This window comes from Vibrio penaeicida (assembly GCF_019977755.1).
Lineage (GTDB): Bacteria > Pseudomonadota > Gammaproteobacteria > Enterobacterales > Vibrionaceae > Vibrio > Vibrio penaeicida.
Genome location: NZ_AP025144.1, coordinates 1,816,798 through 1,832,976 on the forward strand (window position 1 = coordinate 1,816,798; position 16,179 = coordinate 1,832,976).

A 16,179-nucleotide genomic window follows, 5' to 3' on the forward strand; every position below is an offset into this window, starting at 1 on the left:
TAGGGAGTAGAAGCGATGATTAATCAGATCTTACCTTGGTTGCTGGTAACAGTGATCCTAGTTTGGGTTCTTGGAGCGTTAAGGCGTATTTTGATGTGGCGTAGAGGAAGAAAGGAGCCAGTCAATGTTGTTGCTGGGCTCCTATCCATTCCTAAGCGTTACCTTGTCGACTTGCACCACGTCGTCGCCCGAGACAAATACATGTCGAACACGCACGTGGCAGCCGCAGGAGGCTTTGTCGCGTCGTTGCTGGGGCTGATGGCCATCTATTTATTTGACCTCGACTATCACCCCGTAGCATGGGCTGTGCTTATTTTACCTTTACTCGCGATGTTCGTAGGGGCGATATTCGTTTATCTCAGGCGTGTGAACGCTCCGCCAAACCTATCGAAAGGGGCTTGGATGCGCCTTCCTAAAAGCTTGTTGATGTTTTCTGCATCCGGTCTGGCAATTTGCGTGTTCACTCTTGCCTCTCAAGACTCCGTTGTTGGGAATACCGTACTAGCCGTGGTTTTACTGTTGGGCATTGCGTTAGGTTTGTTAGAGCTAGTGGTTGGTATGACGTGGGGTGGACCGCTAAAGCACGCTTTTTCTGGCGCATTGCATCTCGCGTTTCACCGCAGAGCAGAACGCTTTTCCGGCATTCGTTCTACAGGATTAAAACCAATAGATATTAAAGAGCCCGCCCCGGGCTTTGGGGTTGCTAAACCCGAAGATTTTTCATGGAAGCAGCTGCTGAGTTTTGATGCGTGTGTCCAATGTGGTCGATGCGAAAAAATGTGCCCTGCGTTTGCGGCTGGTCAGCCTCTTAACCCGAAGAAAATGATCCAAGACTTGGTTGTTGGGATGGCGGGTGGAGATACATCACGCTATGCCGGTCAGGGTTACCCCGGAAAAGAGGGTGACATTGGTGAAGGCGGTAAAGACCAACCTCTATTTGAAAAGCTCTTAGATCCGGAGACTGTTTGGTCTTGCACAACTTGTCGAGCGTGTGTGGAAGAGTGTCCCATGATGATTGAACACGTTGACGCCATGGTCGATATGAGACGGCATTTAACGCTAGACCTTGGTCAAACACCCGGTAAAGGCCGAGAAGTGTTGGAAAATTTGATCGCGACAGATAACCCAAATGGGCTGCCTCCGGTACAACGCCACAACTGGGGAATCGATCTAAAACTGCCCGTACTCAAAGAAGTCAAAGAGTGCGACGTGCTGTTTTGGGTGGGCGACGCAGCCTTTGATATGCGAAATCAGCGCACCATACGCGCAGTGGTCAAGTTGCTGCGTCGTGCTGGGGTATCTTTTGCCGTTTTGGGTAACGAAGAGTTGGATAGTGGGGATCTCGCCCGCAGACTGGGTGACGAAGCCACCTTCCAGCGATTGGCGAAAGCCAATATTGGTGTACTGAACAAATACCGCTTTAAGGCGATTGTTACGGCTGATCCCCATGCGTTTCACGTCCTAAAAAACGAGTACCCCGATTTTGGCGGTAACTTTGAAGTGGAACATCATACTCAGCTGCTTGCGAGGTTGGTTGAAAGCGGGTCGCTTCACTTGGATAGCGATGTATCTAAAGGCACTGTGACTTACCATGATCCATGTTATCTGGGGCGTTACAACGAGGAATATGAAGCACCGAGATACTTACTTAAGCAGCTTGGGTTTGAACTGAAAGAGATGGAGCGTTCTGGCTATCGGTCTCGATGTTGCGGCGGTGGTGGAGGGGCTCCGGTCACAGACATACCGGGAGAAAAACGCATTCCCGATATTCGCATGAAAGACATAAAAGAAACCCAAGCAGACGTGGTTGCCGTTGGATGCCCTCAGTGTACATTAATGCTTGAAGGTGTTGTCGAACCAAGACCCGACGTGAAAGATATTGCGGAGCTTTTATTGGAAGCGTTGCCAGCAGAAAAAGCACAACCAGCGGCGACGGTGTCCGCTAGGGAGGTTGCATGAGTGAAATCATCGTAAGGCGAGATCCACGCAGAGAGCGTATCGCACGGAATAGACTTCACCCTGAGCATACTAACCTTGGTGAGCCTCAATACGGACCGACAGGCTTGATTCGTAAAAAGGTGCATGGCATTGGTTTTATTGGTCCAAGTGGAGTGAAACGCATTGATCGCCTTAATTTGGGCAGTGCCGCGACAAGTTCGGTCGTCAGTGTTCGCGGAGCGTCTCAGGAACTGAAGCGGCAAGACTACACCCCAGAAAGCACGGATGCCCCAATCATGGTTGTACTTGAAACCACGTCTGGGAAAATTTCTGAACACGGTAAAGACATTTTGGGGCTGGCTCATAAACAGGCGTCTTCTTGTTCACCTACTCAGCCTGTCGATCTTGTCTTGTTTGGGGAGCTAAAGGAGGAGCTGGGAAGCTTGGGCGTGGATAGAGTGGTTTACGCTAATGAAACCGTATTTTTAGGCTACAACCCTGAAGGAAAAGCCAAATTTGTTTATGAACAAGTCATGAAGCTAAGCCCTAGAAACATTCTTATCGCTGAGAGTGACGATGGCAGTGGAGAGCTAGGACGCAGGTTGGCTGCCTCGCTTAATGTGAGACCAAGTACGAACGTGTACAAATGGCAAAACGACCAATGCCATTGCTTGTCTTCCAAAGGAACGCGGCAATATGTTCAGAAGGCATCAAGAGTGATGCTGTTACTACCCGAATGCGAAGAGCCAGTAACGGAAACGAGCCATGCGTGTATTGATATAGGAGCGGAGATCAACTCGGACCTATGTGCGCCTATAGGTATCTCAGACAAAGGCTCGGTTGATGTCGACCCTGCAACCATTTCACTTGGCGAAGCAGAGTTCATTTTGTCGGGAGGGAACGGGGTCAAGGATTGGGCGCTATTCAAACAATTGGCATCGGAATTGGGTGCCACGATGGGCGCGAGTCGAGTTGCGGTAGACGATGGGTTTATGCCCCGAAGTACTCAGGTAGGTGCAACGGGTACTTGGGTTACCGCCAGAGTTTATATCGCTGTGGGTATTTCTGGAGCCGTTCAGCACCTACAAGGTATTGAGAAGTGTGAAAAAGTCATCGCAATCAATACAGATTTGGGGTGCGATATGATTAAGCGCTCTGAGTTAAGTGTGATCGCTGATAGCAGCGAGATCATGAAGGCGATGAGCGTACTGCTACGCAAAGATTCAGATGAAATTGTTATCGGAGACACATTGATTTCCCGTTCCGACTCGAACAACCTTGAGCACAAGGAGGTTGAACATGCTTAAAGCGATAGGATTAGTTTCAGTGGGGGAGCACCCTTATACCAAACGCGCCAGACGAGCAGATCAAGACGCAAAAATGGTGGAATTGGCACTGGGTTTGGATGCCGTGAATTTGGAGCTATTGCACGCTGGCGATCCTGATGAACCTTCCTTAAGAGATTACCTAGGAATGGGTATTCCAGATTTAACCGTACTGTCACAGCCAGCAAATGCGGATGTTATTCCGGCGCTGGTGGATTACATATGCTCTACGAACGCTGATGTCATACTGACAGGGACAGAAGCGGAGGTAGGTGAATGCTCGGGGCATCTGCCTTATACCGTAGCCAATTTACTGGGTTTCACATTGGTACCGAAGATTGTAGAGGTACTGAGAATAGACAATAATAGCGCAACGGTGTTGCAGGCACTACCAAGAGGGCAAAGACGAAAGGTAGAAGTGAATTTGCCGTTTGTTGGTCTTGTTGATTCGGCAGCAGCAGAGCCTAGGCAAATTTCTTACTTAAAGTCGGTCTCTGGAAACATCTATTATTTGGGAGCACCATTTATTAAAGACCTAGCGCTTGAAAACTGGGAATTTGAGCCAGCCGCCAAACGCCCTAAACGCTTGAAAAAAGTAAAAGCAACGTCGGCAAAAGACCGGTTTAAAGCCGCAACCGCGAAATCGGAAACGACATCGAGCCAAGTAATGCACGCGCCAGATCCAAATGAGGCTGCAGAGGAGATTCTGAAAGTATTAAAAGCGGAAGGGTTACTAAAAAAGCGAGGATAGCCTCTATTTCTTTTGATCAGTTATTGCTTTTGATCCGTTTAACTCACCTCCCAACAAGTAAAAATCCGATAAGCGTTGTTTATCGGATTTTTTATGATTTCGTGAACCAGATATGAGGGGCGAAAGACCGAAAGCTAAATCACGCTTTTCACCATGACCTCTTCATGAAGGGATACCGATGCATAAGTCGGCTCATTCGATGAAGAAGGAGCCTGGCTCATTGAGAATTTGGCTGAACGCTCAGATTTAGGAGGAGAGCCAAAGTAGTCGCGATAACACTTGCTGAAATGAGACGTCGAAACAAACCCGCACGCGATAGACACTTCAATAATGGACAGATTTGTCTGCTTAAGAAGTTGTTTTGCACGGTTTAGCCGAAGGTGCAGGTAGTAACGAGAAGGGGAGTAGTTTAAGTACTTCTGGAACAGGCGTTCTAGCTGTCTTCTTGAAAGGTCAACGTATCCTGCCATTTCGTCCATACTGATGGTTTCTTCAAGGTTAGCTTCCATCAGCATGATGATTTCGCGAAGCTTGGGCTGAGAAGCGCCAACCAAACTTTTTAGTGGCAGTGTTTGCATTTCCTCGCTGTCGCGAATACGGTCACAAATAAACATTTGCGAAATCGCAGCACTGAGCTTTTCGCCATGTTGGCGATTAATCATTTGGAGCATCATATCCATCGGCGCAGTTCCACCCGTACAGGTCATGCGTTTCTCTGATATGGTGAAAATCTTATTACTCACGTGGATGGCGGAAAATTCTTCCTGCATGCCAGCCATATATTCCCAGTGGATTGCACAAGGGTGCCCATCTAAGAGACCTGCTTTCGCAAGAATATAGCTCCCCGTACACAAGCTGCCCAACGTAATATGTTGCCGATCCAAGTGCAAAAGCCAATTCAGCATTTTAGGTTGGCATTGTTGTTGTACACCCACGCCTCCGCAAACAATGACTGTTTCCGACTCGGAAGCAAGTTCCATCGACCCATCTACATTGATACTAAGTGCGTCACTCGCTTGGACCGACTGTCCATCCAAGCTTACTGTGTTCCATTCATACAACCGTTCTCCCGACAACTGATTAGCCATTCTTAGCACTTCAATTGCCGAAGCAAATGCGATCATAGTGAAGTTTTCAACCAGTACAAAACTGATCTTTGTCCCTGTTTGTATCGATGAGGTCATGACGATCCTCCTTTTGCTTCCGTGTGTGAGTAAACTGACCTTCAAGATTGCTCATGTGATCATTTTGTTATCTTTTGGTTAATAATTAATCAGCGGGCGTTTACTCTGTAAAGCCAGTTATTCTCTGTTTGTGATCCATCATTTATTTTTAATTGATCATTCAATTAAAAATAAAAAAGTAAATTTTATCGAGGGTTGTGTGCGCTTTTCGTATTTTATTGATCGCTAACACATTGTGAAGGTTTGTTCCTTCGACTTGTCTTTTTTGAGCATATTCGTGTCTCAAATAACTAAGTGTGAACTTTGGGTATTGCTCAAGATATCCCACAACAACCACTTTATGACTGCGGGCTTTTGTAAAGTGGGTTGTTGGCAACCCTTTAACATCGGTGTGTTTGTCATCACCCATTCACACCGCTGCTTTTTAGGGAATCAGAGCTTTTCTCAACAGTGTTGATGAAAAGCGTGTGGGATAGGTAGCGCTATAAGAGATAGACCCATGGAAGCAAATATCAAAAAAAGGCCTCAAAAAGGACTTATAGACGAGCAAAAAGTGTTGGACATGTTGCGAGAGCGAAACCCTCGATACTCGTTGGAACAAGAGTTTTACAACAACCAAGAACTGTTTGATATCGATATGAAATCTATATTCGAACGTGAATGGCTTTTTGCAGGGTTAACGTGTGAAATTCCTGATAAAGGAAACTACATCGCGTTTGAGGTTGGGAACAATCCGGTCATGATCACACGGGGTGATAACGGCGAAGTTTATGCCTTGCATAATGTATGTCGTCACCGTGGTTCGAAAATTTGTACTAAGCATCGCGGTAAATCCGCTAAGTTAGTTTGCCCATACCATCAATGGACATACAACATGGATGGTGAGTTGATTTACGCCGGTCAGGAGATGGGTTCGGATTTTGATAAAAAGAAATTCAGTTTGAAGCCTATACACTGTAAAACGGCAGGAGGGTACATCTTTATTTCTCTCGCTGAGAATCCGCCTGAAATTGACGAGTTTCTCAAAGATTTAGAGCACTACCTTGAACCCTATGACTTGGAAAACGCCAAAGTTGCCGTCCAAAGTGTCATGATGGAAGAGGCGAACTGGAAGCTCGTTATCGAGAACAATCGAGAGTGCTACCACTGTGAAGGTTCGCACCCAGAACTGTTAGGCTCCCTTTTAGAGTGGGATGACACTAATGATCCACGGGCGTCTGACGAGTTCAAAGCGCTTGTTGCCGAAAAGCAAAAAATATGGGATGAAAATGGCATTCCTCACGAGCATAAATCTGCTTATGGGAATCAAAATCGAATTGTGCGCATGCCCTTAAAAGATGGCGTAAGCGCAATGACGATGAACGGTGAAGTGGGTTGCAAGAAATTAATGGGGCGTATTAATACTCCTGATTTGGGTTCAATGCGAATTCTGCATTTGCCTAACTCATGGAACCATGCTCAAGGTGACCACTTGATCGCTTTCCAAGTGATTCCTGTTGCGCCCCAGTTAAGTAAAGTGATTACCAAGTGGATTGTCCATAAAGATGCGGTTGAAGGTATCGATTACGATGTAGATAACCTACGTAAGGTTTGGGATGCAACGAACGACCAAGACCGTATTCTTGGGGAAACCAACCAACTGGGTATTAACTCGATGGCTTATGAACCGGGTCCTTACTCCGAGACCTATGAATTTGGTGTGATCAATTTTATCAATTGGTATGCCGACAAAATGCTCGCTAACCTTGATAGCGGCATGGTGGACAATGAATAATGCGACTCTATTTGTTGACCGCCTTTTTAAAAAAAGATGAACATTTTAGGTTGTTCTCTTTTTCTTAGGTGATGAAACCAAAGGAACCTCTCTACTGGGGTTCCTTTTTTCGTTTTAAAGAACAAGGTGATGCTTTCGAGTAGCGCCAAAATTTTCAATCAATGGAACAGAAACGATGAAATTACATGGAAGAAGATTATCGCTCATGTCCTTAGCGGCAGCCGCTATTGGCTTAAGTGCTAATATGGCGTTCGCGGAATCAAAAACAAAAAATATCATACTGGTTATAGGAGACGGAATGGGCCCCCAGCAAGTGGGCTTATTGCAAACGTATTCCGATCTTGCCCCTAAGTCGGTGCTGAAAGGAAAAGGTACGGTGTTTGAGCGCATGATCAAAGGTGGTCAAATGAACATGTCGATGACACACCCTGATAAAGCGATTGTGGTCGATTCCGCTGCTTCAGCGAGCCAACTTGCAACAGGGCAAATGTCGGGGGCGGAAATGATCGGGCTAAATGCGAAAGGGTATTCGGCACGTACCGTACTCGAAGTGGCGAAACAAAAAGGCATGTCGGTCGGTTTGGTTTCGGATACGCGTATTACCCACGCAACACCAGGGTCATTTGCTGCGCATGTTGCTCATCGAAGTTTGGAAAACAAAATCGCAGAGCAAATGCTCGCAAGCGATGCTGATGTGTTGCTCTCTGGTGGTTTGAGGTATTGGATACCAAAAAGCGCGAGTGACAAAACCTCGGAAGCACACAAAGCGCTCACGGCGAAAACCGACGGAAAAGTGCGTATTAAATCGAAGCGAAAAGATGAACGCAACCTCATTACCGAAGCTGAAGGGGCAGGATACGAAACCGTCTTTACTAAAGAGCAATTAAGCAACTCGAAGGGCAACAAAGTACTTGGGTTGTTCTCTTATTCAGGAATGTATGATGGCATTACTAACAGCAAGCTCAAAGGTGATGATCAGCGTGCGCAACCGACACTTGAAGAGATGGCCAAACATGCGATCAGCGTGTTGGAAAAAAACGAGAACGGTTTTTTCCTAATGGTCGAAGCGGGGCAAATAGATTGGGCTGGGCATTATAACGATACGGGCAGCATGCTGCACGAGATGCTAAAAATGAACGATGCCGTAACCAGCATACTCGACTGGGCTGATACCAGAAACGACACTCTCGTATTGGTGACCGCAGATCATGAAACAGGCGGTTTTGGCTTCAGTTATTCAGCGGTGGACTTACCCGATCCTCAAGAGCTGCCTGGAGATGCATTTGAAGGAAGAGACTACAAGCCTAATTTCAATTTCATTTCTCCTAATGTATTGGATAAGATTTACAACCAAAAAATCAGCCACGCTGATCTGTTTTACTCCGAATTTGATGGGTTAGATAAAGCGCAGCAAACACCCGAGAACCTGGCGAAGTTAGTCGCTGAGAATAGCGACTTTGAAATCAGCGCAGCGCAGGCGAAAAAGATACTCGACACTCAGCCTAACCCCTATTACGTTCGGGATCACAAATACCTAAGCAGTAAGACCGTGCCAAAACTGGAAGGGTATGGTGCATTCTTCGTGTACCAAACGGACGATAACCGACAAAATTTGCTGGCTCGGGAATTGGCAGAACAGCAAGGTGTGGTATGGAGCACAGGAAGCCACACCAGCACGCCAGTATTCTTGTTCGCGCAAGGTGAAGACGAAGCGGTTGCGCCTTTCACAAGCAAACTGTTACATCACACGGATATCGGGCGTTTTATGATAGATATTATTGAATAGTGTTGACACCGATAAATATGCACTCTGTTTTCAAAGCCACTTTATTCGGTGGCTTTCTTTTTATACCTGCATAGCTAACACATTTTTGATGTGTACCCAGCATAGTTCCAATGCTATCTTTTTGATTACACAAACGAGAAGGAGCATCAAAATGGATTTTGATTGGGTAGAGTGGTTTGGCTATCTCGCATCTTTGGTCGTACTTGTATCGCTAACAATGACGTCCATCATAAAGTTAAGAGTGATTAACTTTATCGGCTGCTTACTTTTTGCAGCGTTTGCCTATTTTATTGATTCTTATCCCACTATGTTGATGAACTTAGGTATTGCAGGAATCAATGTCTATTATTTGTGGGGTATTTATACCACCAAAGAGAGATTCAAATTGATCTCGGCTTCTGTCGATTCGGAATATTTCGACCATTTTGTTTCCACCAACTTAGCCGAAATTGAGCAGCAAACCTCGGTGGAATCGATAAAGAAATCGGACACGGCATTTTATACACTTCGAAACAACAGTATTGCGGGCGTGCTGGTGGGGAACATGGATAAGGACGGCACGTTATCTCTTGTGCTTGATTTTGTGACGCCAGAGTATCGAGACATGAAGGTCGCGCAGTATTACTACCAATTACACCCAGAAGTGATGAAGCAACGCGGTGTAAACATGCTTAAAGCCATTGCGAAAACCAGAGAGCACGAAGAGTATCTTTTGAACGTTGGTTTTTCTCCTTCTAAGGAAAATGCCGCGGTGTATTTAAAGGCTTTATAACCCCAGCGCGTACTTGTGCATCAATTAACAAAGGCTAGGATATGACAATAAAAAATATCGTTTTTGACGTAGGTAACGTGATTGTAAAATGGTCTCCTCTTGAGATCGTTTCCGCAACGTTTGATGTGGAAGAGGAAGCGGCGCAAAAACTGGCTCAAGACATTTTCTCTCATCAAATTTGGCTTGATTTAAATAAAGGTCGGTATTCTGAAAGTGAAGCGAAGCTGGCGTATCAAACTCAACTGCAGCTAAGTGCAACCGAAACTGACCGACTCTTTGATAACGTGAAATCATCACTGTCCTTATTAGAAGGCACAGAAGACATGATGAAAGATTTAAAAGAATCAGGCTATGGCATTTACGCACTCACTGATAATGTGCATGAAATTGTTACGTTTCTTAAAGATAAATACGATTTTTGGTCGCTATTCGACAATGCCATTGTCTCTGCGGAATGGGATGTACTGAAACCTAATCCTAGAATATACCAGTTGGTGGTGGAGCAATGTAACGTGGAAGCTGGTGAATCTGTATTTTTAGATGACATGCCCGCGAATGTAGAGGGGGCGAAAACAGAGGGCTTTCACGCTTTCCAGTTTTCAACGGCTAAGAAAGCGCGAGAAGATTTGCGTAGCTTAGGTGTTTCCGTATAGAGAGTACAAAGCTAACGGATGATACTGCGTGTTCGTAAGTGAGGGACTACCAATGCAATCGAAAAGGTAATCATACTGACAATAACACGCAGTAAATTCGCGGTATTCCATTGATCTCGAATGGTTTGCCAATCATCGGGCAGCGCGGCTGGATCCCATGATTCTGTGTAGTAGTTAAGCGGTAAATTAACAAACCGAGTAAAAATAACTATCCCAATAAAGTAACTCAAAGCGATGGCTAACCAAATCAGTGCACATCGTTTATCCTTTCTCAGCCACACCACTCCAGTTACTGTGGGCAACAGAGCAGCCCCAAAAAAGCACACAAAAAAACCGGTGTGTCTCACATTGATATTAAACAGTGATTGTACCGTAGCGTAGGTGCTGCCATCGACTTCGAGCATGGCGTAGTTCACGTTAAAACTGTAGGTGGCAAAAAAACCAGCCATAAGTCCAAGCAGTAAAGTAGATGTTGCTTCTAGTCCCTTTTCCATTTTGCTTTCCTTTTTGTGCGTTAACGGAAAGTCTGGCGAAATGTCAGAGAGTTGTACTTATCATTTGGTAAGTGACATGGATTTTTTTAATCGGGAGAAGGATTCAGGTGTTACGCCGATATAACTTGCGAGGTGCATGTTGGGTAAACGCTTGAACTCCGGCCTCTGAGTGATGAGTTTAATGTAGCGCTGCGCTGCGGTAAGTTGCAGCCAGTCTTTCTCTCTATTGAACTTTTCGGCTAATACATTTTCCATCCAAAGGTGAGAAAACGTCATCCAGTCGGCTTCGTTGGCAAAATTTTGTTTGAAGACATCAAAATCCCAACGCCATCCGCTACCACTTTCAATGGATTCAATAAAAAATCCGGCGGGCTCATTCCTTAGCGATTCTGTCACCGGCCAGAAGAAAGCATGATCGACAAAAAAGGCTTTGTTGTGCTCTTTTCCATCTCTGTCGAGGTAGTACATCCTCACAGAGCCTGAGTTTAATAGGAATACCGTGTTCCATTTTGACTGTGAATCGAGAAGAAACTCTTGTGGTTCGAATCGAAATGATTGCGCTGAAAGGGTAAGTTTGTTTTGCGTTGGCTTATCAAGTTGCCTAAAAAACTGACTTTCCACCATGATTTCCTTCTCAACATATCTTTGCAACCAGTATAAGACCTAAGTTTACTAAGACGAGAACTCTCCAATGTCTCAATGATAAGAACTTGGCCTTTATCATGTTGAAATATTCCCATATAGGAATATATTAAAGTTTATGGCTAGAACAAAAACCACATTTGATCCATTTAACGCGATAGCTGAGCCTAAAAGAAGAGAGCTACTGGAAAAATTAGCTGGCAAAGAAATGACGGTTAATCAGCTAGTTGAATCACTTGGGTGGAATCAGCCAATGGTATCCAAACACTTAGGGGTGCTAAAAGCCGTCGATTTGGTTAGGGAGCGTCGAGAAGGAAGATTTCGCGCTTATCACGTAAATGGCGAGCAACTTAAGTCTATTCAAGACTGGATTGTTCAATTCGAGCAATATTGGACCCATACTTTAGATAGTTTGGGTGAATACCTACAAGAGATTCAACAAAAAGGGGACAAGGATGAGTAATCAACACGTAGAACCCACCATTCTAACAAGAGAATACGATGCGCCTATCGCTTTGGTATTTGAGGCATGGACTAAAGTAGAGCACATGACAAAGTGGATGGTTCCTATGCCTGGCGTAACCTGCGAATTTACCCGAGCTGATATTCAGGCTGGTGGATCGTCTCTTCACAAGATGGTGATGCCAAATGGTTTCGAGATGTGGCTTTTATCTCAATACATTGAAATTGTAGAACCGCACACGGTTGTGTTTATTCAATCGGTATCGAATGAGCAGGGCGAGATCATGCCGAGCCCACAAATGCCTAATTGGCCAAAAGAAATGAAAACAACGGTTAAGCTTGAAGAAAATGGCAGCCAAACTAAATTACAACTGATTTGGGAGCCCGTTAACGCGACATCAGAAGAACTCGCCGCATTTGACGCATCGCGCAGCCAACACGGTGCAGGTTGGGGAACTGGCTTGGATAGTTTGGGACGATATCTTTCAACTCAATAGCTCAATAGCTCAATAGCTCAATAGCTCAATAGCTCAATAGCTCAATAGCGACATAGTTGTATGGTAAAAATATAGGCTGTTAGGTGCTCATAACAGCCTTTTTTGCTTTAGGTGACTCAGGGATAGAAGTTTTTTGCTGAGTGGGCGGTCAGTATTGTTACGAGCCTGCTGTGTATATGGCGAAATGCCCATAGAAATTTATTTACCCTGCGACCCAGAGTGGCTTTGCCAGACAATACTTATTGTATTAGGCATTGTGTTTGTCATCGGTGTGATACGTTTTGTTTTCATTTTGAAAAATGAGTATTCTTCAATGCAGAATACGTCTAAGCCAAAGCCCAGCAAAAAGAAACCCCGTCACTAACGTCACTATCCAAACCCATGCCAAACTACTTTGCATTCCGGATTGACGAACGATCACCTAGTCACTTAATGTTACCGAGTATTCCCCCTCTTTTTAGATTGATTTTAGAGAACATTTCATGACCACTACTGAGCAGCGTGAGTATCTAGGCCCATTTCAGGTCTTTATTTTGTTTTTGTCTGTCTTTGTTTTGATATCCGTTGTATTGCAATTAACAACGAAACTACCCGATGACATCAACACTATGCTCAGATGGTCGGATCAATTTATCTGTGTTTTCTTCTTTATTGATTTCATTATCCAATTGAAACATGCCCCCGATCGTTGGCGATATTTTCGTACATGGGGGTGGATAGATTTGCTTTCTTCCGTCCCATTTGGTTTTTATCCGCAATTTGCGCGCGTCGTTCGTGTTATTCGTCTCATTCGGGTCATTCGCTCTGTTCGCACATTAGCCAATGTCTTTTTACGGAACAAAGTAAAAAGCTCGTTCTCATTCGTTGTTTTTGTTTCGATTCTTATGCTGACCGTTGGTGCAATCGCATTACTTTTGTTAGAGCAAGGGGTTGAAGGAGCCAACATTCACAATGCGTCAGACGCATTTTGGTGGGCATTTGTAACGATAACGACTGTAGGTTACGGGGATTTCTATCCCGTCACAGCTGAGGGTAGGTTTGTTGCCTCTGTGTTGATGACAACGGGTGTTGGTCTATTCGGTACTTTTACCGGCTTTGTGGCTTCTTGGTTTCTGGAAGATGACAAAGAGGATCAGGGCAAACACATAATGGCAAACCTCAAAGACGAAGTGACGGAACTCAGATCAGAAGTCGGAGAGCTTAAAGCATTGCTTATAGAATTAAACCAAAAAAAAGACCCCAATTAATGGGGTAAAGAAAATTGACTTTTAAACAGATCCGAGTTCATTCAGTTCTATCGTTACTCGCTCAACGCCTTTCTCTGGCGCGGTATTCAAGGCAGGTTTTTGGAAGTTAACGCAGGTTTGTAGAAATGCATCATTACACCGTTATCGCAGCTATCAAACTTTGTAAGTTCAAAACGATGTAAGGCGCTGCCGTATTCGAACAGACGTTTTCCGCTACCAACAACGACAGGAAATACCCAGAGGCGAAGTTCATCTATTAGGCCATGCTTTAGAAGCGCTTGTATCAGATTGGCACTGCCATGCACTTGTAGGATAGGACCGTTTTGGCTTTTTAAAGCATGAATTTCAGAAGCAATATCGCCCGTAATTGCATGGGAATTCTCCCAATTCAATGTTTGTGGGTCAGACGTAACAACGTATTTCCTCGCTGCATTCATTCGGTCTGAAAGTGTGCTTTTTGGTGCGTTAGGCCAATGCCTTGAAAAAATGTTATAGGTATTGCGACCAAAAACCATATCGTAAGGCGTCGACATCGCGTAGCTTTCGACCTGGCTCATTACACCTTCCCAGTAAGGCGCTGCCCAACCGCCATGCTTAAATCCACCAGATGGGTCTTCTTCAGGCATACTAGGGGACTGCATGACTCCATCAAGCGTTACGAATGCCAGAACAGCAAGATTTCTCATAGATGCCTCCTTTATATCTTGTTCGTGTAGGTATTTCGGTGCCTATTATCTGAGCGGAACTTTTTATGGATCCAACCTAAAGTCAGTCCAAAAATCCCAAATTGCAGCAACCCGACTGTTAGTTCAATTAGAATCCAGTTTGAAATTGATGGTACGGTATATTTAGCAGGCTCGGTGAGTGCGATATAGCTGACAAGAAACGATCCAAAAAGCAGCGAAATAATTACACCGTCTTTCATTCTAACGGTACTGTCTTTCCAGGCTTTCAGACCAATGCTGATGATTAAGCCTTGAATAATCATAACGACGAACCCCATCGCCATGATTGGCTCAGAGCGAAGAAAACCCACTGAATCAAAATGATCTTTGTTAATAACAAAATGGGATAAGCCTTGTGCGGCAAAGGTAACGACCATAAAGGTCAGAATTGATAGGACATGCGCAATCATTGTGTCACTCCCTGTATTGAATTAGCGGACGTGAACGACTTTTTTATGGAACACAATACTGATGCTATTTCTATCAGGTGAACAACGGGGGCTTCAGCCTTTTTCCATTGACTAAACAAACTAGGACTTTTCAAAACCTCGAGATAGGCTAAAAATAAGTCGTCTAAATTATGTTCGACTCCGGTCCAATTCCTTTCTTGATTCATTCTCACAGTTTTCTCCTTGATAAGCTGTTTAACTTACGTTCAAACCAGTTTTTAGTTCTGGCTATTATCTAGACGAGAGAAATCACAATTCGGGGACAGTTTAGGTAAAATTATTTAGGTTGTTTGACCCAAAAAAAAGACCCCAATTAAGGGGTCAGTCAGATTGACATAGACTAAGGTTAAGGTTTTTATAAAATAGTTGTGTGGATATTTTTGTGTATCTTAATTCTTGCAAAAGCGAGTGAGTGTATAGTCTTCACCACTGCGCGAGGTGTACTCTTTGTCGACGCTGTGCGCAATGGGGTCGCCCTTTGCTCCCGTTTCTAGAAGGCTGATCCAGTAACGGTGGTTAGATTGGGTTTCCATGCACAGCGAGGTACGAGATTCCAGCTGAATATCTTGGATGTTTGCCAAATTATCAATACTGCCTAGGTGTGTCCCTAGCGTAATCTCTAGGTGCGAACCTTGAGCATCTTTAAGTAAAATGGCTTCCGGCTCGCGTTTGTGACCTGATAAAGCGACAAACTGTGAAGGGTTATCTAACCCTACCAACTTCCCATCTGCAAAGCAGGCAACCAAATTGCAGTAGTACACCATATAGTTCACAACATCTTGATGAGAACCATGCTCTAACGGGAAGGATGAATCCAATATTTCTTTTGCTCGTTGTTGCTTTTCTGTCACTCGTTGCGCATTTGATTTTTCAGCAGCGAGGACAGAAGTCGCATCAAACTGTTGTTCGGTTTCTGTATTTTGATTGTTCGAAGCAGTTGATATAGTCATAGTGATGTCCTCATCATTTATCTTTTTGCCAGCTTGGGTAAAAGAGGTGACTGTTCTTTTGCCCTTGCTTCAACTTTAGATTAGCGCCATTCACATCAAAATTTCACAATAAAAATTTCACAGTGTAAATTTTACAAAAAAGCCTGTGAAATTTTACACAGCATCTATCACTCCCATGCACTTTTCATATTTTGTTGTCTTATCAAAGCGGGGCAACGACTTGCTTATGCTTTTTGACTCGCACCATCTTTAAGCCAGCCTGTCCCGCATCACTATTTTGAGACAAACGCTAAGGTGTCATGTCTCTATTATTTTTGAGAACGAAATAAAAAGAAGGTTACCGACAAACTGCACTTGTTGAGGTAAGGGGGATGAATTGAAAAAATATTCATAATTCTTGCGAGCTCACGTCACAAAAAACATAGATTTCAGAGAAATTCTTTTGATCAAAATCACTTTAAAAATTAAAAAACAGCGCTAGGTTCTGTGAATAGAAACAAATAGAAATAAACAAAAAACACGAGAAATAA

At 44.3% G+C, this 16,179-nt stretch carries 17 protein-coding genes; 10 read left to right on the forward strand and 7 right to left on the reverse strand.

The genetic code is table 11. From position 1 onward, the window contains the following. Positions 1-15: 15 nt before the first annotated feature. From LDO37_RS08210 to LDO37_RS08220, 3 genes are read left to right on the forward strand one after another with little or no spacing between them, the layout of a single operon-like run. Positions 16-1,959, forward strand: coding sequence for a (Fe-S)-binding protein (locus LDO37_RS08210; RefSeq protein ID WP_126607737.1), 1,944 nt, complete (start codon positions 16-18; stop codon positions 1,957-1,959). Beyond that, on the forward strand, positions 1,956-3,245 hold the full coding sequence (locus LDO37_RS08215; RefSeq protein ID WP_126607738.1) for an electron transfer flavoprotein subunit alpha/FixB family protein: 1,290 nt from the start codon (positions 1,956-1,958) through the stop codon (positions 3,243-3,245). Before LDO37_RS08210 ends, LDO37_RS08215 begins: the two co-directional genes overlap by 4 nt. Beyond that, positions 3,238-4,014, forward strand: coding sequence for an electron transfer flavoprotein subunit beta (locus LDO37_RS08220; protein ID WP_126607739.1), 777 nt, complete (start codon positions 3,238-3,240; stop codon positions 4,012-4,014). Before LDO37_RS08215 ends, LDO37_RS08220 begins: the two co-directional genes overlap by 8 nt. A 134-nt stretch (positions 4,015-4,148) precedes the next feature. Here the strand turns inward: LDO37_RS08220 and gbdR are convergent, their stop codons facing one another. Beyond that, the gene (gene gbdR / locus LDO37_RS08225) at positions 4,149-5,198 is read right to left on the reverse strand and encodes a choline metabolism transcriptional regulator GbdR (RefSeq protein WP_126607740.1); all 1,050 of its coding nucleotides are present in this window, start codon (positions 5,196-5,198) and stop codon (positions 4,149-4,151) included. Between the two features lie 160 nt (positions 5,199-5,358). Continuing rightward, the gene (locus tag LDO37_RS08230) at positions 5,359-5,607 is read right to left on the reverse strand and encodes a hypothetical protein (RefSeq protein ID WP_126608494.1); all 249 of its coding nucleotides are present in this window, start codon (positions 5,605-5,607) and stop codon (positions 5,359-5,361) included. 90 nt (positions 5,608-5,697) lie between these two features. On the opposite strand from LDO37_RS08230, the gene LDO37_RS08235 reads away from it, so the two are divergent. From LDO37_RS08235 to LDO37_RS08250, 4 genes are all read left to right on the forward strand, one after another. Further along, positions 5,698-6,972 (forward strand): aromatic ring-hydroxylating oxygenase subunit alpha, encoded by a 1,275-nt coding sequence (locus LDO37_RS08235; protein ID WP_126608493.1) that lies wholly within the window; start codon positions 5,698-5,700, stop codon positions 6,970-6,972. Positions 6,973-7,147: 175 nt separating this feature from the next. Next, on the forward strand, positions 7,148-8,758 hold the full coding sequence (locus LDO37_RS08240) for an alkaline phosphatase (RefSeq protein WP_126608492.1): 1,611 nt from the start codon (positions 7,148-7,150) through the stop codon (positions 8,756-8,758). 151 nt (positions 8,759-8,909) lie between these two features. Continuing rightward, the gene (locus LDO37_RS08245; protein ID WP_126608491.1) at positions 8,910-9,530 is read left to right on the forward strand and encodes a hypothetical protein; all 621 of its coding nucleotides are present in this window, start codon (positions 8,910-8,912) and stop codon (positions 9,528-9,530) included. A 41-nt stretch (positions 9,531-9,571) separates the two neighbouring features. After that, positions 9,572-10,183 carry an HAD family hydrolase gene (locus LDO37_RS08250; RefSeq protein WP_126608490.1) on the forward strand — a complete coding sequence of 204 codons (612 nt, stop codon included), beginning with the start codon at positions 9,572-9,574 and terminating at the stop codon, positions 10,181-10,183. Between the two features lie 11 nt (positions 10,184-10,194). On the opposite strand, the gene LDO37_RS08255 is transcribed toward LDO37_RS08250, so the two are convergent. Together LDO37_RS08255 and LDO37_RS08260 are read right to left on the reverse strand one after the other, a co-directional pair. Next, positions 10,195-10,677 carry a DUF1772 domain-containing protein gene (locus LDO37_RS08255; RefSeq protein WP_126608489.1) on the reverse strand — a complete coding sequence of 161 codons (483 nt, stop codon included), beginning with the start codon at positions 10,675-10,677 and terminating at the stop codon, positions 10,195-10,197. 60 nt (positions 10,678-10,737) lie between these two features. Then, positions 10,738-11,298: a Crp/Fnr family transcriptional regulator gene (locus tag LDO37_RS08260; protein WP_126608488.1), complete on the reverse strand. Its 561-nt coding sequence runs from the start codon at positions 11,296-11,298 to the stop codon at positions 10,738-10,740. 139 nt (positions 11,299-11,437) lie between these two features. Here LDO37_RS08260 and LDO37_RS08265 point away from each other — a divergent pair, with 139 nt between their 5' ends. The 3 genes from LDO37_RS08265 to LDO37_RS08275 all read left to right on the forward strand — a co-directional run bounded on the left by LDO37_RS08265 (position 11,438) and on the right by LDO37_RS08275 (position 13,525). Then, on the forward strand, positions 11,438-11,782 hold the full coding sequence (locus LDO37_RS08265; RefSeq protein WP_126608487.1) for an ArsR/SmtB family transcription factor: 345 nt from the start codon (positions 11,438-11,440) through the stop codon (positions 11,780-11,782). Further along, a complete protein-coding gene (locus tag LDO37_RS08270) occupies positions 11,775-12,278 on the forward strand; it encodes an SRPBCC family protein (protein WP_126608486.1) in 504 nt (167 codons plus the stop codon). Before LDO37_RS08265 ends, LDO37_RS08270 begins: the two co-directional genes overlap by 8 nt. Positions 12,279-12,760: 482 nt before the next feature. Next, complete coding sequence (locus LDO37_RS08275) at positions 12,761-13,525, forward strand: potassium channel family protein (protein ID WP_126608485.1); 765 nt, start codon at positions 12,761-12,763, stop codon at positions 13,523-13,525. Between the two features lie 86 nt (positions 13,526-13,611). Here LDO37_RS08275 and LDO37_RS08280 read toward each other — a convergent pair whose 3' ends face one another. The 3 genes from LDO37_RS08280 to LDO37_RS08290 form a co-directional block, all read right to left on the reverse strand. Further along, entirely contained in the window at positions 13,612-14,211 is a 600-nt protein-coding gene (locus LDO37_RS08280; protein WP_126608484.1) for a dihydrofolate reductase family protein, read from the reverse strand. Positions 14,212-14,222: 11 nt separating this feature from the next. After that, positions 14,223-14,660 (reverse strand): hypothetical protein, encoded by a 438-nt coding sequence (locus LDO37_RS08285; RefSeq protein WP_126608483.1) that lies wholly within the window; start codon positions 14,658-14,660, stop codon positions 14,223-14,225. 428 nt (positions 14,661-15,088) lie between these two features. Continuing rightward, entirely contained in the window at positions 15,089-15,649 is a 561-nt protein-coding gene (locus LDO37_RS08290; RefSeq protein ID WP_101114764.1) for an aldolase/citrate lyase/malate synthase family protein, read from the reverse strand. Positions 15,650-16,179: the final 530 nt, after the last annotated feature.

Bases quoted from the DNA above. Each gene is read 5' to 3' on its own strand.
- LDO37_RS08235 (WP_126608493.1), top strand. From the start codon at position 5,698: ATGGAAGCAAATATCAAAAAAAGGCCTCAAAAAGGACTTATAGACGAG.
- gbdR (WP_126607740.1), bottom strand. From the start codon at position 5,198: ATGACCTCATCGATACAAACAGGGACAAAGATCAGTTTTGTACTGGTT.
- LDO37_RS08255 (WP_126608489.1), bottom strand. From the start codon at position 10,677: ATGGAAAAGGGACTAGAAGCAACATCTACTTTACTGCTTGGACTTATG.
- LDO37_RS08290 (WP_101114764.1), bottom strand. From the start codon at position 15,649: ATGACTATATCAACTGCTTCGAACAATCAAAATACAGAAACCGAACAA.
- LDO37_RS08250 (WP_126608490.1), top strand. From the start codon at position 9,572: ATGACAATAAAAAATATCGTTTTTGACGTAGGTAACGTGATTGTAAAA.
- LDO37_RS08280 (WP_126608484.1), bottom strand. From the start codon at position 14,211: ATGAGAAATCTTGCTGTTCTGGCATTCGTAACGCTTGATGGAGTCATG.
- LDO37_RS08270 (WP_126608486.1), top strand. From the start codon at position 11,775: ATGAGTAATCAACACGTAGAACCCACCATTCTAACAAGAGAATACGAT.
- LDO37_RS08230 (WP_126608494.1), bottom strand. From the start codon at position 5,607: ATGGGTGATGACAAACACACCGATGTTAAAGGGTTGCCAACAACCCAC.
- LDO37_RS08215 (WP_126607738.1), top strand. From the start codon at position 1,956: ATGAGTGAAATCATCGTAAGGCGAGATCCACGCAGAGAGCGTATCGCA.
- LDO37_RS08275 (WP_126608485.1), top strand. From the start codon at position 12,761: ATGACCACTACTGAGCAGCGTGAGTATCTAGGCCCATTTCAGGTCTTT.
- LDO37_RS08210 (WP_126607737.1), top strand. From the start codon at position 16: ATGATTAATCAGATCTTACCTTGGTTGCTGGTAACAGTGATCCTAGTT.
- LDO37_RS08285 (WP_126608483.1), bottom strand. From the start codon at position 14,660: ATGATTGCGCATGTCCTATCAATTCTGACCTTTATGGTCGTTACCTTT.
- LDO37_RS08265 (WP_126608487.1), top strand. From the start codon at position 11,438: ATGGCTAGAACAAAAACCACATTTGATCCATTTAACGCGATAGCTGAG.
- LDO37_RS08245 (WP_126608491.1), top strand. From the start codon at position 8,910: ATGGATTTTGATTGGGTAGAGTGGTTTGGCTATCTCGCATCTTTGGTC.
- LDO37_RS08240 (WP_126608492.1), top strand. From the start codon at position 7,148: ATGAAATTACATGGAAGAAGATTATCGCTCATGTCCTTAGCGGCAGCC.
- LDO37_RS08220 (WP_126607739.1), top strand. From the start codon at position 3,238: ATGCTTAAAGCGATAGGATTAGTTTCAGTGGGGGAGCACCCTTATACC.